General features: G+C 46.7%; 19 protein-coding genes. 3 read left to right on the plus strand and 16 right to left on the minus strand.

Annotation, left to right across the window (positions count from 1 at the left end):
* Positions 1 to 492: 492 nt before the first annotated feature.
* Positions 493 to 1,611, plus strand: a complete 1,119-nt coding sequence (locus I3248_RS06425) for a PhoH family protein (protein ID WP_238063015.1) — start codon at positions 493 to 495, stop codon at positions 1,609 to 1,611.
* A gap of 144 nt (positions 1,612 to 1,755) precedes the next feature.
* Positions 1,756 to 2,310, plus strand: coding sequence for an rRNA maturation RNase YbeY (gene ybeY, locus I3248_RS06430; RefSeq protein WP_238063016.1), 555 nt, complete (start codon positions 1,756 to 1,758; stop codon positions 2,308 to 2,310).
* Positions 2,311 to 2,331: 21 nt separating this feature from the next.
* Here ybeY and I3248_RS06435 read toward each other — a convergent pair whose 3' ends face one another.
* Both I3248_RS06435 and I3248_RS06440 read right to left on the minus strand, forming a co-directional pair.
* Positions 2,332 to 3,210 (minus strand): mechanosensitive ion channel domain-containing protein, encoded by an 879-nt coding sequence (locus tag I3248_RS06435; RefSeq protein WP_238063017.1) that lies wholly within the window; start codon positions 3,208 to 3,210, stop codon positions 2,332 to 2,334.
* Between the two features lie 51 nt (positions 3,211 to 3,261).
* Entirely contained in the window at positions 3,262 to 4,149 is an 888-nt protein-coding gene (locus I3248_RS06440) for an energy transducer TonB (protein WP_201610360.1), read from the minus strand.
* 302 nt (positions 4,150 to 4,451) lie between these two features.
* Between I3248_RS06440 and I3248_RS06445 the strand changes: the two genes are divergently transcribed.
* The gene (locus tag I3248_RS06445; protein WP_238063018.1) at positions 4,452 to 5,237 is read left to right on the plus strand and encodes a type II toxin-antitoxin system RelE/ParE family toxin; all 786 of its coding nucleotides are present in this window, start codon (positions 4,452 to 4,454) and stop codon (positions 5,235 to 5,237) included.
* Between the two features lie 111 nt (positions 5,238 to 5,348).
* Here I3248_RS06445 and I3248_RS06450 read toward each other — a convergent pair whose 3' ends face one another.
* The 14 genes from I3248_RS06450 to ndhC all read right to left on the minus strand — a co-directional run bounded on the left by I3248_RS06450 (position 5,349) and on the right by ndhC (position 22,797).
* Entirely contained in the window at positions 5,349 to 6,170 is an 822-nt protein-coding gene (locus I3248_RS06450; RefSeq protein ID WP_238063019.1) for a ferredoxin--NADP reductase, read from the minus strand.
* Positions 6,171 to 6,496: 326 nt separating this feature from the next.
* A complete protein-coding gene (locus I3248_RS06455; protein WP_238063020.1) occupies positions 6,497 to 7,975 on the minus strand; it encodes an NADH-quinone oxidoreductase subunit N in 1,479 nt (492 codons plus the stop codon).
* A gap of 3 nt (positions 7,976 to 7,978) precedes the next feature.
* Positions 7,979 to 9,607, minus strand: a complete 1,629-nt coding sequence (nuoM, locus tag I3248_RS06460) for an NADH-quinone oxidoreductase subunit M (RefSeq protein ID WP_238063021.1) — start codon at positions 9,605 to 9,607, stop codon at positions 7,979 to 7,981.
* 1 nt (position 9,608) lies between these two features.
* Positions 9,609 to 11,483: an NADH-quinone oxidoreductase subunit L gene (gene nuoL / locus I3248_RS06465; protein WP_238063022.1), complete on the minus strand. Its 1,875-nt coding sequence runs from the start codon at positions 11,481 to 11,483 to the stop codon at positions 9,609 to 9,611.
* Positions 11,484 to 11,487: 4 nt separating this feature from the next.
* Positions 11,488 to 11,808 (minus strand): NADH-quinone oxidoreductase subunit NuoK, encoded by a 321-nt coding sequence (gene nuoK, locus I3248_RS06470; protein ID WP_037059904.1) that lies wholly within the window; start codon positions 11,806 to 11,808, stop codon positions 11,488 to 11,490.
* Between the two features lie 86 nt (positions 11,809 to 11,894).
* Positions 11,895 to 12,602, minus strand: coding sequence for an NADH-quinone oxidoreductase subunit J (gene nuoJ, locus I3248_RS06475; RefSeq protein WP_025647203.1), 708 nt, complete (start codon positions 12,600 to 12,602; stop codon positions 11,895 to 11,897).
* Positions 12,599 to 13,147, minus strand: coding sequence for an NADH-quinone oxidoreductase subunit NuoI (nuoI, locus tag I3248_RS06480; protein WP_084212670.1), 549 nt, complete (start codon positions 13,145 to 13,147; stop codon positions 12,599 to 12,601). The genes nuoJ and nuoI overlap by 4 nt, the downstream gene beginning before the upstream one ends.
* A 54-nt stretch (positions 13,148 to 13,201) precedes the next feature.
* A complete protein-coding gene (nuoH, locus tag I3248_RS06485) occupies positions 13,202 to 14,245 on the minus strand; it encodes an NADH-quinone oxidoreductase subunit NuoH (protein ID WP_025647205.1) in 1,044 nt (347 codons plus the stop codon).
* A gap of 1 nt (position 14,246) precedes the next feature.
* Positions 14,247 to 17,369, minus strand: coding sequence for an NADH-quinone oxidoreductase subunit NuoG (gene nuoG / locus I3248_RS06490; protein WP_238063023.1), 3,123 nt, complete (start codon positions 17,367 to 17,369; stop codon positions 14,247 to 14,249).
* Between the two features lie 10 nt (positions 17,370 to 17,379).
* Complete coding sequence (nuoF, locus tag I3248_RS06495; RefSeq protein WP_238063024.1) at positions 17,380 to 18,804, minus strand: NADH-quinone oxidoreductase subunit NuoF; 1,425 nt, start codon at positions 18,802 to 18,804, stop codon at positions 17,380 to 17,382.
* Positions 18,801 to 19,310 (minus strand): NADH-quinone oxidoreductase subunit NuoE, encoded by a 510-nt coding sequence (gene nuoE / locus I3248_RS06500; protein ID WP_025647208.1) that lies wholly within the window; start codon positions 19,308 to 19,310, stop codon positions 18,801 to 18,803. Before nuoE ends, nuoF begins: the two co-directional genes overlap by 4 nt.
* A gap of 160 nt (positions 19,311 to 19,470) precedes the next feature.
* Positions 19,471 to 21,246 carry an NADH-quinone oxidoreductase subunit C/D gene (gene nuoC / locus I3248_RS06505; RefSeq protein WP_238063025.1) on the minus strand — a complete coding sequence of 592 codons (1,776 nt, stop codon included), beginning with the start codon at positions 21,244 to 21,246 and terminating at the stop codon, positions 19,471 to 19,473.
* A 113-nt stretch (positions 21,247 to 21,359) separates the two neighbouring features.
* On the minus strand, positions 21,360 to 22,028 hold the full coding sequence (locus I3248_RS06510) for an NADH-quinone oxidoreductase subunit B (RefSeq protein ID WP_025647210.1): 669 nt from the start codon (positions 22,026 to 22,028) through the stop codon (positions 21,360 to 21,362).
* Positions 22,029 to 22,185: 157 nt separating this feature from the next.
* Positions 22,186 to 22,797 carry an NADH-quinone oxidoreductase subunit A gene (gene ndhC / locus I3248_RS06515; RefSeq protein ID WP_201557615.1) on the minus strand — a complete coding sequence of 204 codons (612 nt, stop codon included), beginning with the start codon at positions 22,795 to 22,797 and terminating at the stop codon, positions 22,186 to 22,188.
* Positions 22,798 to 23,279 lie beyond the last annotated feature (482 nt).

Raw genomic sequence — 23,279 nt, forward strand, 5'->3', positions numbered from 1 at the left:
TCGCTAAGGCATCTGCATTATCGTCGCTTTGTGCCTTGTCTGGAACAATTTTAGCAATCAGCAGTGCCTATTTGCGAATGTTCAACACGCCCTAAAATAAAGGCTCAGTTTTTCTCATTATTTTTAACTGAGCTTTTATGTTTAAAAACAGGCTTAAAACATCTATTCATGAACATTAATAATGGAGTTTTAGTAGCCATAGGTTACCACAGATTATCTTAAACTCTGTGGGCTTAACGCTACTTACCGCGTCTATCGTTGACGCAATTAGGCGACTTATAGACCATGCCAATTCAATAGTTTTAGTCGCAAATAACTACTGCCAGCTCTTAGCTTAGGTGTTTGCAATCTACATACAAAACAGTCATTACCAATAGGGCTAAAGGCTTGAATTTAAAATATTATCAACCATAATGAATGAAGGATATCTATTAACTCATTACATTATTTTTTGCCTAACAAATACAAGGCATTTATTATAAGGATAATCGCTTGACTGAATCCATTAGCCGCAATATAAAGTTTGAATTTTTGACCCAAGCTCAGCTAAAAACCGTACTAGGTGAATACAATAAGCACCTCAAATATATTCAAGATCGCCTCGATATCAAGATTAGCCAGCGCAAAACCGACTTTTGCTTGAGCGGTGATATCACCGGAGTTGAGCGCGGTGAGCGCATCATATATAAGCTAGTTGACGAAGCGCAAAACTCAAAAGATATCAGCGCCGAAGAGCTGCATCTTATTATTCAAGCCAGCCTATCTCGCGATGAAGACATGGCTTACGACCAAGATAGCACGGACGACGCTCGCGTTGACGATAGTGAAGATGATGACGACTTGGACGCAAGCAATGAGTTTACGCCGATTAGTCTGCGCACTCGTAAAGGCAAAATTATCCCGCGCGGTGGCAATCAGCAGCGCTACGTCAAAAACGTTTTGACCTCTGATGTCTCTTTCGGTATCGGCCCTGCTGGTACCGGTAAGACTTATCTGGCGGTCGCGTGCGCGGTCGATATGATAGAGCGCAATGAGATTGAGCGTATTTTGCTGGTACGTCCGGCAGTCGAAGCCGGTGAAAAGCTAGGCTTTTTACCAGGAGACCTCACTCAAAAAATCGACCCTTACTTACGTCCACTATATGACGCGCTATATGAGATGCTAGGCTTTGAGAAAGTCGGTAAAATGATTGAGCGTCAAATCATTGAAGTAGCGCCGCTGGCCTATATGCGTGGTCGTACGCTCAACAACTCTTTTGTGATCTTAGATGAAGCACAAAACACCACCCCTGAGCAAATGAAGATGTTTTTGACTCGTTTGGGCTTTGGCTCACGCGCTGTTATCACTGGTGACATCTCGCAAGTTGACTTGCCGCGTGGTACCAAATCAGGACTAGCGCAAGCTTTGGATATATTGAGCGGTATAGATGAGATTCATATTACTAAGTTTGGCTCAAAAGATGTGGTACGTCATCATCTGGTACAAAAGATCGTTGAGGCCTATGATATCTTTGATGGGGAACAATTAGTCATTGATGAGAAGCGTAAGCAGCAGCGCATAGCGGAGCAAGAACGCAAACAAGCAGTTGCTAACGCAGCCTCTAAGCTTTAGTTGTCCGGTTAAATCCTTAGTTATAAGAACAGACGCAACCTTACTGCAACCAGATTATTATTAATAGTCTGGTTTTTTATATTTAATCTGGTCTTTATGCCCACAAACGCTTAGCAAAGAGAATTTTAAAATAAGGCAAAACAGATGACTTATCTCAATGACATAGACATCAGTTCTATTGATACTATTGACGATCATTTAATCGATGAGTTTTACCGCGCAGAAGTACTACAGAATATACTGTCAAAAGCTTTAACTTATATCGATGAGCGTGTTAAAGACGGTTTAACTCTGCCCTACTTTGCAGATATCGATGCTGCATTGTGGCAGAGCAAACCCAAAGCTTTAGATATCTATATTACTGATATGGTTGAAGGAAAAGCATTGAATTTAGAGGCGCGCGGTAAAGACTATGCGACCAATATTCTCTCTTATCCAAGTGAGCTGCCTGCCAGCGTTATGGATCTAATGCCAACGCTACCGTTAGGCGAGCTGATTATATGTCATGAGGTGCTCGTGCGAGAAGCAAGCGAGCAAAATAAAAGCCTAGCGCAGCATATCAGCCATTTGCTTATTCATGGCGTACTGCATCTGCTAGGCTTCGATCACGAGCTTGGGCAGGCGGAGCAAGACGAGATGGAGCAATTTGAGATTGCTATCTTAGCCCGACTTGATTTGCCTAACCCCTATTTGGCTTAATATTTAAAACCGATGGACTCTTTATGATTGTTTATCCATTGGCAGCTTTTGCGATTGATCCATATTATTCATCATCTGATCAAGACCTTTAATATGTACACTGCGCTGCGGGAACGGTATCTCAATCTTCTCGCTATCAAACACTTCCTTGAATCGCTCAAGTAAGTCGCACTGCATCGCCCACCAGTCATCATTAGTGGTCCAGACGTTTAGCGTTAGATCGACTGAGTTGTCTCCTAAGTTCGTCACTCGTACGATAGGCTCAGGATCACTGAAGGCGACTGGGTTTTCTTTGGCTAATCTCAAGATTAGCTCCTTAGCGGTCTTGATATTGGCATCATAGCCTACCCCAATAGTGATATCGACACGGCGATTGGGCAGCGCGGTGTAGTTCGTCACCGCGGAGGTGGTGATATCGCTATTAGGAATAATGATGTCATGGTTGTTAATCGTAGTCATATGAGTATTGACTAACGTAATCTCCGCTACCGTACCAGTATAGCCACTGATCTGCACATAATCGCCTTTAATAAAGGGCTTAAAAGTGACGATAATAATACCCGCCGCGAAGTTTGAGAGCTGATCTTTTAAGGCCAGACCAATGGCAACGGCTGCGCCGCCTAAAATAGCAACGACCGAGGTGGTATGGACGCCGACTTGGTTTAGCGCGGCTAAAACGATAACGACCAATAATATGCCATATAACAGTCGACTCAAAAAATTAGCCGCTGTTGTTTCTAAGCGGCCACGCACCATCAGACGATTGGCAAAGGTGACTAGTTTTTTGGCAAGCCAGCGGCCAATGACAAAAATGAGTATCGCAAAAGCCACTTTGAATATCAAAGCGATGGCACTACTGGTCAATGTCGCAACGTCAACCGTAAATCCTAAAAACTCCATAATGATCCTACTCTTTATAATTTTGCCGATGAATATTGATAATAAGGACGCTTAGTAAGTGACCTCAATTTTATCACTATAACGATAAGTACGAATGAGTCTGAGCTCAACGATATCACTCATATCTTCGGTGAACTTGCCAAAAGGCGCGGCCTTACGCACCGACTGCTTCGCCGCTTCATCCAAAATATTGGAGTTTGAGCTTTCAAGCAGACGGATGGCTTTGATATTACCATCATTACTGATGATGACCATCAAGCGCACTTCACCGGTGATGCCTTGTACTCGCGCCTGTCTTGGATAATGCAGATTACCCACGCGCTCGACATGATCGCGAAAAGTCTCTATATAATCCGCCGCCGCGCCGCGCGTAGTAGAGTTGCTATCGAGGGTGACGACTTTTGATTTAGTGGCATAAACTTGCTGACGCTGAGATAGCTGCGCCTCAAGCGTGGCGATCTGTTTACGCAGACGCGCCTCCTGCGCCCTAATATCGTCTTTTGCTTGCTGCTCGTCATTATCAGTATTGTCACTCGCTTGCCGCCAGCTTAAAGTAGTGCGCAAATAGCTTTCTTGATACTGCTGTTGTCGCACTTGCTGCTGCAAATTGATGACATCTTGGGTTTCGCTGATTTGCTCAGCTGCGAGCGGACTGGTTTGCGCGCTTTCTTGCCGAATCTGCTCATCTACAGTGCCGCCGCCTATCTGCGAAGCATTAGCGATATAATAGGCATCTTCGTTTGGCTGCATGTTATCAGTGAGCGCTTTTGCCACATCTTGTATCATAGCGGCAGGATGACTGCCCATCGAGAAGCTAATACCGAAGATAAGCAGCACATGCACGCCAAGCGCGATAATAATCGCTACTGGCATACTAAAGCTGCGAGTAGGCGCTTGGCTTGAAAAATGATAACTTTGTGAATCTTTGATATGCGCCACGGCAGCTCTCAGCTGAAATCAATAAATCTGATGACCGAATAAAAGTATAAAAATAACTGCGCTATGATAACACGAGTGTCAAGCAAATGTTTATTGCTGATTCAACGCAAGCTTAGCTTTCGTTTATGTCGAGCCGGACGACAATGACTGATAATGTATAGTTTTAAAAACGCTTGTCAGCGTTATTTGCTAAAATGAACACCCATGCGTTTTTTGCCTAATGCTTTTGCTATATACTGGCTTTTATTGGCTATTTTATAGCTCGTTTTGTCGCCTGTTTTATAATGATGATTACAAGGATAATGAGTTTGACTGATTCTAGCAACTTTGATGACTTTTATGATTTCGCTGATGCTATAGGAGAGCGTTTTAACCAGTCCTTTCATGAGGGCTGGGATAGCCTGGCCGCTGCGATAAAAAAGCTATATGGCAAAACTTCTGATAAGTTAGAAGATGAGATCCCACTACCAGTCGCCCAAAAGTACGTCAACGACGCTCTACAAAAATTTGTCACCGATAATGTAAAAGCTATTTTGGAGCTGCGAGTCGAGCTGCATGATAACTGGTTTCGACTGTTCTGTACCGTCGATGTCGCCGGTATCTATGCAGAGGTCGCCAGTAACTTCAGCCTAGTGCATGTGCAGCTTGATCGCAATGTCCAGCGCTTTGTTTTTGGTCAGCAGACTTATACCGATGTGCTCAACCTGCGCTGCGACTCTTTTATTAAGCGCCAAGGTATCAAGCTGTTTATTTGGTTTTATCATAGCGTACTAAAAAAAGACCCTTTAGGCTTTATTTTATCTTATATCAATATTGCCCGGCCTAAAGATGAGATTATCTATTTAGATATTCATCGCTGGTTAAAGAAGAATAAGAAAATAATGAGCGCCTTGCATAAGGTGCAAGTCAACTATGGTGAAGTTGAAGAAGAGCAATTGGTTCTCAAAGCTCAAGTCAACTACCGCGACTTATTAGGTAGTAATGGCGACGATATTATTAGCGAAAAAGACAAAGTCGATGATGAGCCTGAATTGATGCAAGGGCCTATCAATCCGGTAGATGATGCGACCGAACCCAGTCAAGAGTAAGAGCAAGAACATCCCTTGTCTTATAATGACAAGAACATCTCGTCTCACAATGAAAAGCCCCACTCTAAATATTTAGAATGGGGCTTTTCATTATGGACTGAGCTATTTGGCTTACCAGTAGTTCTCTACGGCAATATTACCTTCACCGCGGCGATTCATCACCATACCTAAGGACTTTAAAGTCTCTTTGGTGTCTTCGACCATATCAGGGTTACCGCAAAGCATGACATGGGCGTTGTCGATATCAAGTTCGATACCGGCTTGCTTTTGCAAGCTACCGTCTACTAGCAGCTTAGGCAAACGCTCGCTCAATGCGCCTGCCACCGGCTCACGGGTGACAATCGGCACAAATATCAGCTTAGCAGGATTATCCACCAGCTCACCAAAATCGGACTGCAAACTGTTAATCAGCTCAACGTACGCCAGCTCCTCTTCACTGCGCGCGCTATAGGCGAGTACGATATGCTCATAGTCTTGCCACGTTTGTAGGTCTTGCAGCATCGATAAAAATGGCGCAAGGCCCGTGCCAGTCGCTAGTAACCATAAGTCTTTTGGTAGCGGTTTTTGATAGCGCGCTAGCGTTAAAAACCCAAAAGGCATGGTATTGAGTAGCAGCTCATCGCCGACTTGCAAATGCTGCAGCTCGGAGGTGAAAGCGCCGTCTTCGATGACAATAGAGAAAAACTCTAATACCTCATCGAAGGGAGATGAGACGATAGAATAAGCGCGAAAGATATCTTCATTGGGCACCTCATCAGCGCCCTCACTCGACTGCTGCTGATGATAGTTAAGCTTGCTAGGATTGACCCCTAAACGCACGAACTGACCGGCAGTAAACTTAAAGCTATCCGGACGCGTCACGGTAAAACTAAACAGATTAGGCGTCCAAGTGGTTTTACTTAGTACCGTTACTTTTTGAATATTAGCGCTCATAATAAAATCACTTATGGTTATAGATTAATATTGTTATTAATTTATTGTTGTCAATTTCTCAGAACTTGTAATGTGAATACAGCACGCAAGGAAAATTTATACCAGTAGCACGCTACTAAAGCTGTACTCTTTTAATTTTGGATTGACGATATAAATAGCTATCCATGAGGTTTTGCTAAAGCTGTTGTCACTGTTATACATTATGGCGCTAAGACTCATATTCAAGTTCACAATTTATATCTTCGAGTTTTAGGTTTTAAATAGTCACAAAAAAGGCTAGCCTGCGCTAACCTTTATTTATTAATTAAATAAATTTTCGTTTCATGTTACCAAATACGTGCAAGCGCTGCCCACTCAATCATATTGTTCGGTAAGATACCAAAGCCGATAATAAGAACCGTCACGGCGATTACCATCAGACCGCCCATACGCACGCCCCAATGACCGACAACATCAAACTCAACGTAAGCTTTTGGACGTTTGAACAAAGTCAGCATCACGCGTAGATAGTAGAACAGGCCAATAGCGCTACCTAAGATAATCAACGCCGCTAAGAACCACTGCGCGCCTTGTACCGCCGCTAAGATGGCGAACAGCTTAGTAATGAAGCCTGCCGTCAGCGGAATACCCGCAAGCGATAGCATCATAATGGTCATAACCGCAGTCAGTACCGGACGACGCCAGAATAGACCTTGATAATACACCAGCTTGTCCGCTTCACCTGAAAGCCGATATGGGCTAGACATTAGCGTCACTACCCCAAAAGCACCGATCGAGGTAAAGGCATATACTGCCATATACATGCTCGAAACACTATCAGCAGCGGCGCCAATACTGACGACGACAATCAGTACATAGCCCATATGCGCAATAGAAGAGTAGCCCAATAAGCGCTTGAGATTACTTTGACGCAGAGCAAGCATGTTGCCGATCAGAATAGATAAAGTCGCCATCACCATGAGTAGCATCTGTACTGAAGGCAGCGCTAGCAGCGCGGTATCGAGTAAGAAACGCACGGCCAATGCCATCATCGCCACTTTTGATACTGAGGCTAGATAAGTGGCAATTGGCGCAGGTCCCCCTTCATAGACATCAGGTGTCCACATATGAAACGGTGCTGCAGATAATTTGAACGCGATACCGAACATCATCATCGCCGCGCCCAAAATCACCAAAGGTGAGTCGTAGGCGTTAACGAGCACAACGCTAATCTGCTTAAACCCTAAAGCGCCGACTTGCGCATAAATAAAGGCCATACCCATCAATAAGGTGGCAGAGGCCGTCGCTGACAGTACTAGATACTTAAGCCCTGACTCCAAGGATTGGTTGCGCGAAAAAGTATAAGCAAGCAAACCATATAAAGGCACTGACAATAGCTCTAAGCTGATAAAGAACGCGGCCATGTGCTGAGCACAGACCATCAGTAGCGCCCCGACTGTAGAGATGAGAATCAGCAGGTACAGCTCTTCTTTATTATCTTGTAGGTTGGCCAAATAAGCATAGGACAAAGTGCAGCAAGCAAGCGCACAGATAAGAATGACCACCATATTGAACTGGGCAAAGTTATCAATGACAAACAGCTGCTCAGCCAAAGGCATCAGCGTGCCAGAGCTTACCATACCAGTCATCTGACCGAGCAAAGTAAACAAAGCTAGGTTCAGACCTATGACGGTAATCGTACCGGTAATAAAATGTGAGCGTTTAATAGTGATCGCAATCATCGTCAAGATAACGGTAATCACTATGATAAGAATCGGTGCGTAAGGCATCAGCCCCATCAAATCATTCATCGTAATATCAGTCATGACTTAACGTGCCTCCATTGCATCAAGCAAACTCGATGCGTCCACTTGAGTGACTTCGCTATAAATATAGGCATTATTGATCCACTGCATCGCATGGCTAGAAGTATCTAACACTGGTTGTGGGTACAGTCCGAGCCAAACTAGACCGGCCGCTAAGGTCAGCAGCAAGGTAATCTCACGCTTGCCTAGATCCTTTAGTGGACGCTCAGGCAGGCCATGTGCCTTAGTATGTTCTAACGCGACTTCTTTAGCATTATTCACACCAAATAAAGTACGGTAAACCAGAATCAGTGAATACAAGCCCGCTAACACTAAGCTAAAGGTCGCCAGTACGACGAATACAGGATACTGAGCGAAAGTGCCAAATAAAATCATGAACTCGCCAATGAAGTTACCAGTACCGGGGATACCAAGCAGCGCGGCACAAAAAAACATCAGCATCGGTGCATAATAGCGGAACTGCCCCCACATACCGCCCATCAATGTGATGTCGCGGGTATGCAGACGCTCATAGAGCTGACCTGCCATAATAAATAACGCCGCTGAGCTAAGCCCGTGTGCGAGCATCTGTATCATCAAGCCTTGTAAGCTGAGCAAAGTACCAGCATAAATCGCTAGGACAACAAAGCCCATATGCGAGATACTAGTATAGGCCAGTAGGCGCTTCATATCGGTTTGCATAAAGGCAAGCCAAGCGCCGTAAAAGATACCAATAGCGCCAAGCGTCAACGCAATAGGCGCAAATTCTTGCGAGGCAGCTGGAAATAACGGCAACACAAAGCGTATCAAACCATAAGCGGCCGTCTTAATCAGTACCCCAGCCAAATCGACAGAACCTGCCGTTGGTGCCTGCGCATGCGCGTCAGGTAACCAGCCATGAAACGGCAAAATCGGCAATTTCACGGCAAAACCGATAAAGAAGCACAGCATAATCGGATATTCCCAGCCACCAAGCGAGGTGCCGAGCAGGTCGTTATAGTTAAAGCTAACAACGCCTGTTTGCGCGCGGTTAAAGATAACTAGCAGCAAAATACCGATCAGCATGATAAGCCCTGAGGCTTGGGTATAAATAAAGAATTTTGTTGCGGCGTATTCTTTGGTCTTACCACCGACCACATCATGACCCCAAAGTGCGATCAAGAAGTAGATAGGAACCAGCATCATCTCCCAAAAGAAGAAGAATAAGAACAGATCAATGGCTAAAAACACCCCGATGACGCCGCCTAGGCTCCATAGCAAGTTGAGATGAAAAAACCCAACTCGGCGCTGAATCTCATTCCATGAACAAGCAACCGCTGCCACGCCCAAAAACCCAGTCAAAGCCACCATCAATAGTGACATACCATCCATCGCTAGATGGAAGCTGATGCCCATAGCGGGTATCCAAGGCACACTGAATTCAGCGACCCAAGGTACAGCCGACTGCGGCGCAATGACCTGCTTACTCATGCCGCTAAAATCACCGTAATGCCATAGTACTAACGACAAAACGAAAGTCAGTATCATGCCGAACAAAGCAATCCAGCGCGGCAGGCGCTTATTGAAGCGCTCAACCAACCAACATAACAACCCCGCTATGAACGGAATTGCAATCAATGCTGGTAGCATCCACGTTTGTTGTAACTCTATCATCTTACACCACCGTCATCATTACCAGCACTAGCAATACCGCTACGCCCAAGCCAAAGCTTGCCGCGTAGCCTCGAAGAGACCCTGTCTGCGTCCGGGAAAATACCTTATTACCGACTGAGGCCAGCGTAGGCAGTACCATCCAGCTTTTATCGACAGGATCGGCTTTGAACAAGCGGCCGATGAATAAAAAGGGTTTTACAAATATAATATCGAATAACGCATCGAAGCCTAAACCGTGATAGCACCAGTAATAAAGGCCGCCACCGATAGTCGAGCGCTTGAACTTAGTGAGCATCCGGCCTTTATCAACGACATACAACAGCGCCGCTATAATTAAACCTAACAGCATCGCACCCATAGCGATATATTCAGCAGTATGCTTACCATGTGTCTCACCGCTCAGCTCTAATAGATGGCCAAAGCTCTCTGGCAGCACCCCTTGTAGTGGCGGCGTGATCCAAGCACCAACGGCAGTCGATAGTACTAACAATATGGTTAATGGCAGCCAGTAAGAAACCCCTTTTAGCTTGTGCGCGTGGGTTTTCTCTTCACCAAAGAATACAATCCAAATCATCCGGAAAGTATAAATTGCCGTTAAGAAGGCGCCGAATACGCCCATATAAAATAGCACTTGATGACCGGTGGCATAAGTCTCCCAAAGAATCGCTTCTTTAGAATAAAAGCCAACCGTCACCCAAGGAATAGCTGCTAGAGCGCCGCCGCCTACCAAGTAACACCAAAATACTAAAGGTATCTTTTTGCGCAGACCGCCCATCTTAAAGATGTTTTGCTCATGATGTACCGCGAGGATCACTGCACCTGAGGATAGGAATAATAAAGCTTTAAAGAAAGCATGCGTCATCAAATGGAAGATAGCGCCTTGCCATGCGCCTACGCCGAGCGCTAAAAACATGTAGCCGATTTGACTCATAGTCGAATAAGCTAAAATACGCTTGATATCGGTTTGCGCTAAAGCACAGAAACCTGCGACCACAAGCGTTAACGCGCCAACGCCGCCGACCCAGTACAGTAAAATCCCTGGGGTCAGCTCAAACAGCGGATGCATACGAGCGATTAAATAAACGCCAGCCGTCACCATAGTGGCGGCGTGAATCAGAGCCGACACCGGCGTCGGACCTGCCATCGCGTCAGCGAGCCAAGTATGTAATGGCAGCTGCGCTGATTTACCCATAGCGCCGCCAACGAGCATCATGGTCGTCAGTATCATGGTTGGATTATTAATATCAAACACTTCTGGCGCGCGCGTGATAATCTCTTGAATATTAAGCGTGCCAAACTCGCGAAATAGCAAGAATAGACCAAAAGCCAAGAATACATCACCGATACGAGTCACGGTAAAGGCTTTGATCGCTGCCTGACCGTTAGCACGGTCATGGAAGTAATAACCAATTAAAAGGTATGAGCAAATGCCGACCCCTTCCCAGCCGAGATATAACAGCAATAAGTTATCAGCAAGCACTAGCAAGAGCATGCTAGCGACAAACAGATTCATATAGCTAAAAAAGCGCGCAAAACCTGCATCGCCTTTCATATACCAAGCGGCAAATAGATGAATCAAAAAGCCGACGCCCGTGATAATGCCTGTCATCGTCAGCGCTAAACCATCAAAGCTTAAGCTAAACCCAGGGGCAAAATCGCCGACTTGAAACCAAGTCCATAGCGGTATTTGCATAACACTGCCAGCAGGATAGCTCGTTAAAAAGCTAAAGCTTGCCACTAAGGTACAAAGCGCCGATAGCGCCATGCTGCCGACACCGACGAAGCCAGCGGCCTGCTCAGATAATTTGTCACGCATAAAGGCTAAAATCAAAAAGCCAATGAGCGGAAATATAAAGGTTAATGGTAATAAACTCATGGCATCATCCTTTCATCTCATTGGCGCTATCGACATCGAGATGTCCACGCTTATGATAAAACTGTAATAGTATCGCAAGCCCAATGGAAACCTCAGCGGCAGCTAGAGTCAAAATAAAGATAAACATCACTTGTCCATCTGGATCGACCCAGCGGCTGCCTGCGACCACAAATGCCAACGCGGCGGCATTCATCATAATCTCAAGTCCCATCAGCATAAATAAGAAATTCCGCCGTACCATGACACCGCACAGACCGATAGTGAATAAGATACCTGCCAATATGAGTCCATGGCTCATCGGTATCAGACCTAGCGTATTTTGCATTGCCATAGCAGGCTCGGCAAGACCCACTACCTCATGCGCAAACGGGACGCTTGATACCTCCCCAGCCACACTTACTGCTTGTACCATCAGTCTAGCTCCTTACGCTTGCTACGCGGTGCTGCCACATAGTCATTAGGATCAACCGTATCGTAAACATAAGGCTTAGCCATTTTGGTCGCATCAGTATTACTCTCAAGCTTATCTTCTTCATATTCTTTGATGCTACCCACCGAAGGACGATACGCTAAGCTATCGTTATCGACAATCTCATCATCATTAGACTCTTTACCTAAATGATAAGCAGCAACTAAAGCGGCGAGCAACAAAAAGGCTGCCACTTCAACGAGCATAATATATTTGGTAAATAGTACGGTGCCGACTGCTTTTGCTGGGACATTAACCCCGCCGATAACCGCGGTCTCGTCATGATTAAGACCGATCATGCCATATAGCACTACGGCGATAATCAGGGTAAGCCCAGTCGGTATCGCCCAAGTCTTTGCATCGAGCCAGCGCTCTTCACGCGCCTCATCTGCCATGCCCAAATTGAGCATCATAATAACAAAAACAAATAGCACCATAATGGCACCGGCATAAACGACAATCTCAAGCGCGCCAGCAAAAGGCGCCCCTAAAACAAAGAAAATACCCGACAACGCCAGTAAAGTGACGATCATCGCTAAGATAGCGTGGACGGGATTGGCGTGAGTCACCACTCGTAGACTGGCAAAAATAGCCACTGCGCCTAGAGCATAAAACCCTACCAAATCCGGATGATTCATAAACTCCATCATGGTAGCAAACTCCTTACATCGATAGGTGCCGACTCGTTTTGCGCCGCGCCTTTTGGTTTTTCGTCTACTGCCATACCTGTCACTCGGTAATAATTATAATCAGGATATTTTCCTGGCCCTGAGATCAATAGATGCTCTTTTTCGTAGACTAAATCCTGACGCACATACTCACCAAGCTCAAAATCTGGCGTCATCTGAATCGCAGTCGTCGGACAGGCCTCTTCGCACATCCCGCAAAATATGCAGCGCGAGAAGTTAATACGGAAAAACTCTGGATACCAGCGCCCATCTTCGCGCTCCGCTTTTTGTAGCGAGATACAGCCTACAGGGCAGGCCACCGCACATAAATTACAAGCCACGCAGCGCTCATCGCCATCAGGATCACGCGTCAATATGATACGTCCGCGAAACCTCGGCGGTACTGGTACCGGCACTTCTGGATAAAGTATAGTATCGCGCGGCCTTATGGCATGGCTGTTGACCATCCACATACTGCGGACAATGGTAAACAGACCAATGACCGTCTTTTTTATGGCGTTTAACATGGGATTATTATCCTTATCAGCATTTCTTTGCGTCACCTATAAGACAGCATACAGCTACAGCGTTGGCGAAAAAATCAAAATAACCAAAGCCGTAATCAATAGATTGATTAATGTGACTGGTAGACAGACTTTCCAGCCAAAGTTCATCACCTGATCGTAGCGAGGACGCATCAGTGAGCCCCGTGCCAAGACAAACATAGTCATAAAGAAGAGCGTCTTAATCATGAACCAAAAAGCGGGCGGTATAAACGGAATATCGATATTGAACGGTGGTAACCAGCCGCCAAAGAACAGACAAGTCATCAAGGCTGAGATGAGCACGACGTTGACGTATTCACCAATAAAGAACATCCCAAACTTCATGCCTGAGTATTCAACGTGATAGCCTTCAGCAAGCTCCTGCTCCGCTTCTGGCTGATCAAAGGGGTGTCTATGCGTGACAGCTACCCCTGCGACCACAAAGGTTAAAAACCCAAAAAACTGCGGGATAATGTACCAGCCATCAATTTGCGATTCGACAATCTCGCGCAGGTTAAAGGAGCCAGTCAAAGCGACAACGCCCATGAGCGATAATCCCAAAAACACCTCATAACTGATGGTTTGTGCCGCTGAGCGCAGACCACCTAGCAAGGAGAACTTATTGGCTGAGGCCCAACCGCCGAACATCACCGCATAAACGGCCAACCCTGCCATCGCAAAGAAGAACAGAATACCGATATCCCAATCTGCCACGCCAAGGGTTGGTGAGACTGGAATAATAGCAAAAGAAGCTAAAGCGGTGAACATCGCTACCGCTGGCGCTAAAGTAAAAATAAACTTATCGGTGAATTTTGGCGTCCAATCTTCTTTAAAGAAAATCTTTAGCATATCGGCGACTAGCTGTAACGAGCCAAAAGGCCCGACGCGATTGGGACCGTAGCGATCCTGCCATAATGCCAGCATCCGGCGCTCATAAACAATCATCACCGCCGCGACAATGACTACGACTAAGAAGATCACCAGAGCTTGTAGGACTAAGAATAGAATAGACCAAGTCTCAACGGTTAAGCTATTTGCCAAAAAGCTTGGCACATCAGGAATGATACGAGTGATTTGCATATTACACCTCCTGCGTGCTGCTAATACTGACATTGTCAGCAGTGGCGGTAATGTCATTAGCAACGTCATCAGCCATGTCACCGTTTATTTTAACGTCAGCGACTGGTGCTTCGACCTTGCGTACTGAAGCTGGCATCGAGGGATGAATAATATTCACTTGCCCTACCGGATAACCAATACAGCCTTCTGCTAAATAATCAACCACTTGCACCGGCAGCGTCATCTGCTGCTGCTCGATATCGATCGCTAGATAATCACCAGTACCAATGCCCCAGGCGCCCGCATCCTCAGCACCGATATGCCAAGTGGCGATAGGTAGCTGCGCGGCGACAACCGGACTACGCGCGGCCATTATTGAGCTGGCAAAGATATTGTAGATAGGCACTAGCTTGGCTTGACCTTGCTCAATATTTGTACGACTAGAAGTGGCCGCTTCTGGCGCCACATACTGACGCGCGACTAAGCGCTCTGCTTGATCGAATAACCGCACGCCCGGATCGCCGCCTTTGAGATGACCACCGACTTTATCTTGGTACTTATTCCAAGCTTGTGGTGAGTTCCAACCTGCTGCATTGGCAAATGGAATCATAGAGCTGGCAGATTGTTTACCACTATAGCCTTCCATCGAAAAGGTCAAACCGGTATCTAAGTCTTTTGGCTGCATCGGCTCATGAACCGAGATAGGCGCGCGCATAGCAGTACGGCCAGAATAGCGGCGCGGCTGACGGGCTATTTTTAGACCGCTGATACGGTAATCAGCATCGGGCGCGGCGTCTTTGATAGCAGCAAGATTAGGATGGGTGGCGATTAAGGCATTAATCACGTCATCGAGCTGCGTCCAATCGACCGGCTTACCAAGTAGACTATTATGCACTGCATGCAACCAGCGCCAGCCTTCTTTGATACTGCTCATAGGATGATAATAGTCATTATCATAGACTTGGAAGAAGCGCTGCGCGCGGCCTTCCGCTGATACTAGCGTGCCGTCTGCTTCTGCAAAGCTCGCCGCCGGTAGCACGATATCGACATCTTTATGCCAATCTAGCAGCTGATGATCAAGGGCGATAACCGTTTTATCAGTCAATAACTGAGTTAACTTACTAGCAGCGATAGCATCGCTCAACTGGTTTTCAGCCACGACGACAACATCAAAGTCAGTCGCTAACAGCTCTTCTACCGATTGGCCACCGAGCAGGCACACACCAATACTATTGGCATCTGGCACGGTCAAATAAATACCCGCCTGCGCGCTGTAGTTAGTATTTGCCTCTTTTAGCTCAAGGGTATCCGCAGGCTCGCGATTGACATCTTCTTGCTCTTGTTTATCCGTACCGGTTTCTGGTTTGGCAGGCTTAGCGGCGAGCTCCTTGTCCTCTTCAGGCTGAGCGGTTTGCGCTTGTTGCTCTGCCGCCTTGACTTTAGCATTGTGGGCATCGATGTGCTGTTGTTCTGTGTTTTTTATAGCAGCACGTTTATTCGTTAACACTTGCGTAATCTGCGCCGCCGCTTCAATCATAGCGTTAGAGGCTAAGCTGGTGCCTGCGATAACCAAAGGCTTATCCGCTTGTATCAAGTCATAAGCGATCTGTTTGGCTAATGCTTGCATGCCATCGCTATTATCGCCATCTTCGCTATTATTGTTGCCAGTCACATCAGTATCGGCTGAAGCTTGGCTTTGTTGTTCAGCTGGATCGTCTATTTGCGTCAAGTCGTCCGCTAAACTCGCAATCTCACCTGCCACCTTAAACCCTAAGCGGGTGATATCTTCCGGAGTTGCCACTACACTTGCTTTACTGATGTCATCAAGCTTGGTTTGGGTGACGTCGATGACATAGACTGGACTGAGCGCGTCTTGAGCAATACGCTTCACTGGCTCAGCAAGCCAAGCTTGCGTCTTAGCCGCCGCCATTTTCAAACCTTTATTTTTGGCCGCTTGTCGTACCGATAGCGCTACCCGTGAGGAAGTTTGAGTGATATCTTCACCCAAAACTAACACCGCATCATGACTTTCGATATCCGTCATGCTCGGATTATAAATACCTTCGGTGCTCAGCACTTCGATACACTTATTGACGAGCGACTGCTGCTGATGATTCAGACCGGTTGAGAAGTTATCAAAACCAACTAGGTTTTTTAGTGCAAAGTTAGTCTCTAAGCTTGCGCGCGGCGAGCCAATACCGACGATTTTTTTATCTTGCAGACGTTTGATCGTCTCATCTAATGCATAATCAATATTGATTTTGACGTGTTTATCATTGATACGTTCAAGCGCCTGCGTTGGGCGATCGGCGCGGTTGACATAACCATAGCCAAAACGACCTCTATCACATAAGAAGTAGCGGTTAACCTCGCCGTTATAACGGTTCTCAATGCGGCGTAGCTCGCCATAACGCTCGCCGGGCGAGATATTACAACCCGCTGAGCAGCCATGACAGATGCTAGGTGCATACTGCATATCCCACTTACGGTTGTAACGCTCGGAGTGTGTCTTATCGGTGAACACGCCCGTTGGACAGACTTCGGTTAAGTTACCAGAGAACTCACTTTCAAACTGTCCGTCTTTTTCACGGCCGAAATAGACGCGGTTGTTCGAAGAGAATACGCCCAAATCCTCGCCGCCGGCATAATCTTTATAAAAACGTACGCAGCGATAGCACGCGATGCAGCGATTCATCTCATGGGCGATAAACGGACCAAGCTCTTGGTTATGGTGGGTACGCTTAGTGAAGCGATAGCGGCGCGTATTATGGCCTGACATATAGGTCATATCTTGCAAGTGGCAATGCCCGCCCTCTTCACAAGTCGGACAATCATGCGGATGGTTGGTCATTAATAGCTCAACCATCGAAGCCCGAAAGGCCTTGGCCTCATCATCTGTCACCGAGATATACATGTCATCGCCTGGCGCAACCATGCAAGACATCACAAGCTTACCTTTACCCGCCTCTAGGTCTTCTTTGTTTTGGTACTGCTTGACGGCGCACTGACGACAAGAGCCGACTGAGCCTAATGCCGGATGATAACAAAAATACGGCACATCAATGCCAAGTGATAGGCACGCTTGCAATAAGTTATCCGCGCCATCAACTTCGACAGTGGTTCCATCAATATGTATGACTGCCATGCCGTTCTCCTTATTTTGCTACTGGCTGTGGATTACCTGCAGCCTCAATCACATCTTCGCCTACCGCCTGAGCAATCTTACTATCGAACTCAGGACGGAAATATTTGATTGCACTCATCAGCGGCTCCATAGCACCAGGAGCGTGAGCACAGAACGTCTTACCGATCCAAAGATCGCGGGTCAGACCTTCAAGTTTCTCGACATCGCCGACTTGCCCTTCGCCATCATTGATAGCAGTAAGCAGCTTGACGCCCCAAGGCAGACCGTCACGGCACGGCGTACAAAACCCGCAAGATTCGCGCTGAAAGAAAATTTCTAGGTTGCGCAGTAGCGGTACCATATCTTGCGCTTCATCGACCACCATAAGCAGTCCTGTACCCATCCGGCTACCGGCTTTTTGAATGGTATCGAAATCGACAATAGTATCTAAATGCTCAGCGGTCAAAAAGTCAGTGGATGCGCCGCCAGGTAACCAAGCCTTAAGGGTACGACCCTCCTGCATACCACCGGCAAAATCCTCAATAATCTCGCGCGCGGTGTAGCCAAATGGCAGCTCCCAAAGACCTGGATCATTGACCAGACCTGAGCAACCAAATAGCTTAGTACCAGGGGTTTCAACCGTTCCTTTGATCTTTGATAGATCTTGATACCACTTGCTACCATGCAAAATAATAGCCGAGACATTATGTAGGGTCTCAACGTTATTGACGATAGTTGGTCTGCCCCACGCACCAGCGACTTGCGGAAATGGCGGCTTAGTACGGGGATTGGCACGGCGACCTTCTAAAGAGTTCAGCAGCGCCGTCTCTTCACCGCAGATGTAGCGGCCAGCGCCCGTATGCACATGCAAATCAAAGCTAAAGTCTGAGCCCAAGATATTATCACCGAGCAAATTGTTAGCGCGCATCTCATCAAGCGCCGCATTTAGACGCTCGGCTGCCAATATATACTCGCCGCGAATAAAGATATAACCTGCTGTCGCTTCAATGGCATAGGCTGAGATGAGCATACCTTCGATGAGCTGGAACGGTAGACGCTCCATAAGTAGTCTATCTTTAAAGGTGCCAGGCTCCATCTCATCAGCATTACAGACTAAGTAGCGCGGCCCGCCATCATTAGGCGCCATTAGTGACCACTTAATACCAGCGGGGAAACCAGCACCGCCACGGCCTTTTACTACTGCTTCTTTGATAGTGCTCAGCGTATCGCCAGCAGACTGATTTAAAGCCATTTTCAGCGCTTCAAAGCCGCGTAGGGACTCATAAGTGGCCAAATCGAGTACAGCATCATGGTGCGCAAGTCGCCACGTCAAAGGCTTCGTTTCACTAGTCGCTGTATCTTTATCGCCATAAACGGCAATGCGCTGCTCGTTTAACTGGCTTGGGGCTTTGCCTTGGCGACGCTGGGCAATTTGCTCTGCAACGGTTAGTCTCATGCGTATAGCTCCAATAGTTGCGCGACCTCATCAGGTTGTACTGGGCCGTAAGTATCTTCATCGATCAATACTGCCGGGCCTTTGTCACAGTTACCTAAACAACAAATCGGCAAAATAGTAAAACGGCCATCAGCGGTAGTTTGACCATACTCAATACCCAGCTCAGCTCTAAAAGCCACTGATAACGCCTCATAGCCTGTTAGATAACAGGATACCGAGTCACAAATAAGAATCACGTGACGGCCGACGGGCTGCCGATAAATACGATTATAAAAAGTGGCGACGCCCTCAATATCGGTCACCGGAACTTCTAAGATATTAGCGATAGCGTTGACCTGTGCATCATCTACCCAGCCATTGCGCTTTTGTACTATTTTTAGCGCGTCCAAAGACGCAGCGCGCGCTTGTGGATAATGATGCATAAACTCATTAATAGCGGCAATCTCACTTGTCGTCAAAATACTAGCGACATCTACCTTTGGCGTTTTATCAGAAACAATCTTCATAATCTTCTATTCTATCCTCACTCATCACGCTGCGCCCTAAGGCTTTAGTAATACTGCTGCAGCGGTTTGGTGTGCCTATTGGCGGTAATATCAATGTTGCTTATTTGCCTATTTTTTCTTTACTGGTCTTTTACTTTACGGGTTTATAACCTAAAAACAATTAGCGATCACAGTCCGCCATGACGATATCGATAGAAGCTAAGTACATGATAGCGTCTGATACTAGCGAGCCGTTAATCACCGATGGCATCTGCTGTAAGTGCGCAAACGTCGGCGTGCGAATACGGGTACGGTAGCTCATTGTCGAGCGATCTGAGGTAATATAATAGCTATTTAAGCCTTTAGTCGCTTCAACGATAGTCGCGCACTCACCAGCTGGCATCACAGGACCCCAAGAGACAGACAAGAAGTGATTAATCAAAGTCTCGATATCATTTAGGGTGCGATCTTTTGGTGGTGGCACCGCTAGTGGATGGTCTGCTTTGTACGGCCCTTGCGGCATATGATCCATACACTGACGGATGATACGCATCGATTGGCGCATCTCCTCAATCTTAATCATACAGCGATCATACGCATCGCCGTTATAGCCAATAGGCACCTCAAAGTCGAAGTTCTCATAACCCATATAAGGCCGTGCTTTACGTAGATCAAAATCGACCCCTGTCGCCCGCAGGCCAGCACCCGTCACGCCCCAAGCCAATGCTTGCTTGGCGTTGTACTGTGCTACGTTTTGGGTCCGACCTTTGAGCACGCTGTTTTGTAGCGCCGCTTTGACATACTCGTCCAAGCGCTTAGGCATCCACTCCAAAAACTCACGAACCAAGCGCTGCCAACCACGCGGTAGATCTGCCGCTGTCCCGCCAATACGGAACCAAGCCGGATGCATCCGGTAGCCGGTCACCGCTTCAATGACGTCATAAGCTTTTTGGCGATCGGTAAACATATAGAACACTGGCGTCATACCGCCGGCGTCTTGGATAAAGGTACCGACATAGAGCAAGTTATTAGTAATGCGGAAAAACTCGCTCATCATCACTCGGATAGTCTGCGCGCGATCAGGGATAGTAATACCGGCAAGCTTTTCAACCGACATGATATACGGCAGCTCGTTCATGACCCCGCCAAGATAATCAATACGGTCGGTATAGGGAATGTACGAATGCCAAGTCTGACGCTCAGCCATCTTTTCAGCGCCGCGGTGATGGTAGCCGATGTCCGGAATACAATCGATCACCTCTTCGCCATCGAGCTGTAGTACTAAGCGAAACGCACCATGAGCGGATGGGTGGTTAGGACCGATGTTCAAGAACATAAAGTCCTCATCGCGGCCCGAGCGCTTCATGCCCCACTCTTCTGGCACAAACCGTAAGTTTTCTTGCTCGTATTGCTGCTTAGCGGTATTCAAAAAGTACGGCGTAAACTCAGTCGCACGCGCATGATACTCTTTACGCAGCGGATGACCTTCCCAGTATTTTGGCAACAAAATACGAGTCAGGTGCGGATGGCCACTAAAGACAATACCGAACATGTCCCAAACTTCACGCTCATACCAGTTGGCATTGGGCCATATTTTGGTGGCGCTTGGAAGAGTTAAGTCGTCTTCATTGAGCGCGACTTTGATACGTACATCGCTGTTGCGCTCAAGCGACATCAAGTGATAAAACACGGTAAAGTCGCTCTCTGGCAAATCACCACGATGCTGACGCAGACGCTCATCCATTGCCGATAGATCAAAGAGCATCACGTAGGGCTTTGGCAGCTTACGCAAGAACAGTAAAATGTCTAGCAGATCGCTGCGAGCGACCCAAACCGTTGGAATCTCATCGACAGTATGCTGCACCACAAACTTACCTGCATACTTATGCTCCAGCTCTCTGATGACGGCTGGTACCGGTTTTATCTTGGGGTTTTTGTTTTCGACTACCGTGACCATGAATGCTGTCTTCCTTCATTAATCATAACGTTTGAGCGGAACTGATTGATCAAAACCAGACTGTGCCAATTATCACTGCGCTAAGCATTACTATGCTAAATATAGTCCACGGACTAAATACTATCTGGACTACGCAAATTTTTCACCGCAATTCGATCCGCCTGCTTGCGATCACGCTCAGCCGTTAACTGCGGCTGATAAATTCCTTGATCGTTGACATGTACGCCTAGCGGGCGGCGTTCTTTGGCGATAGACTCTTGCAATAACATAAGACCTTGGATCAGTGCCTCTGGACGCGGCGGACACCCTGGTACATATACATCGACGGGAATGATTTTATCAACGCCCTGCACTACAGAATAGATATCGTACATGCCGCCTGAATTAGCACAAGCGCCCATCGAGATCACCCATTTTGGCTCAAGCATCTGTTCATACAGACGCTGAATCACCGGTGCCATCTTGATAAAGCAAGTACCAGCGACGATCATCACATCCGCCTGACGCGGTGATGCCCGAATGACCTCAGCACCGAAGCGCGACAAATCATGTACCGCGGTCAAAGTAGTGGCATACTCGACATAACAGCAAGACGTACCAAAGTTAAAAGGCCAAAGTGAGTTTTTACGGCCCCAGTTGGCAGTCGAATGTACTAAATCCTCAAGGCGGCCCATAAAAACATTTTTATGAACCTCATCCTCTAACGGATCATTAACCGTTTCACGAGTTTGCGCAGGATAGGTATCTGCATCAGGATTGGCTTTGGTTAGTGTATATTTCATACCATACAACCTTTTATGAAGAGCAGTTAAGCAGCTATAAACTAAGGCCTTTTAACTCTTAAGCATATAATGCTACGACTGCTAAAAAATAGCGGGTGATGCCCAAGTTATCTTAAGCGTGATAACTCATTTGCATATTAATAACGCCCATAAACCGTTATGAAGGTTCATCATCTGCGGCAAAATCGACAGAAGTGATATTACCAGTGGTATTAATATGATCGATGTTTTGCAAGTGACGACGATTAGCCTCAATGCTATTTGAGACATTAATCTGACCCGATGACTGCGCCGGTACTTTACCCGTCGGATCGACCATCAACTCTTCAACACCGTTGAACTTAGTAATGTCTGCTAGATTGAACCCTGCAGGCGCTGCATGCAGACGTGCTTTTTTGCGCAGTTTATCGGCAGGTGACCAGTTCATAGCCCCTAAGCTAAGCTCATAGATAAGACCGACGATGAGCACCCCGATGAATATCGCAGCCGCAGCAAAGCCTAGCCAGCCTGTCTCGCGGACTGAGACCGAATAAGCGTATAGGTATAAGGCTTCTAGATCGAAAATAACGAAGAATATCGCTACTAGGTAGAATTTGGCAGACAAACGAATGCGGGCATTGCCAGCTCCGACAACACCCGCCTCAAATATCTCTTCTTTTTGTAAGCCTTTTGAGCGCCCGCCAAGCAAGCGCGGTACGGTCAACATAAAGACAACCAGACCGATGGCGGCTAAAATAAAGGCAACTGCTGACCAACTAAAGGCAGACATGATAATACTTGCTCCTCACCCAATCGAGTGTCAGGACTTGATAAACCATGGTTAGGATACAGAACCTCTTATCATTAAGAGGAGCATGAAGGCTATGCAGCCAATATCCTAAAACAACAATTCTATCAAGCACCGTAACGCAGACGAAAACACAGGTTCACTGTGCTGGTAATGACCAATTATCAAGATCATTGACACCAAAAAAGAGAGGACACAGAATTTAGGTTTATCTAGCCCTAGGCTCAGATAAAAGCTGGTCATCAACCCCTTGGTATAAAGTAAAAGTGAATTTATTAAATCAATATCATATTGTGACATTTAATTGATTTAATAACTCATTACCTACAGTCAATAATGGCGCGATAACTGGCGTAAACGGTTTACACACTATACGCATATCAACGCTCAAAAGCCAGTTTTTCACTGTATTGCACGGTCATTTTATATGCTACAAAATATATCAATCCATCCACTACCCATGT

The organism is Psychrobacter sp. Ps3 (assembly GCF_022129275.1).
GTDB lineage: Bacteria > Pseudomonadota > Gammaproteobacteria > Pseudomonadales > Moraxellaceae > Psychrobacter > Psychrobacter submarinus.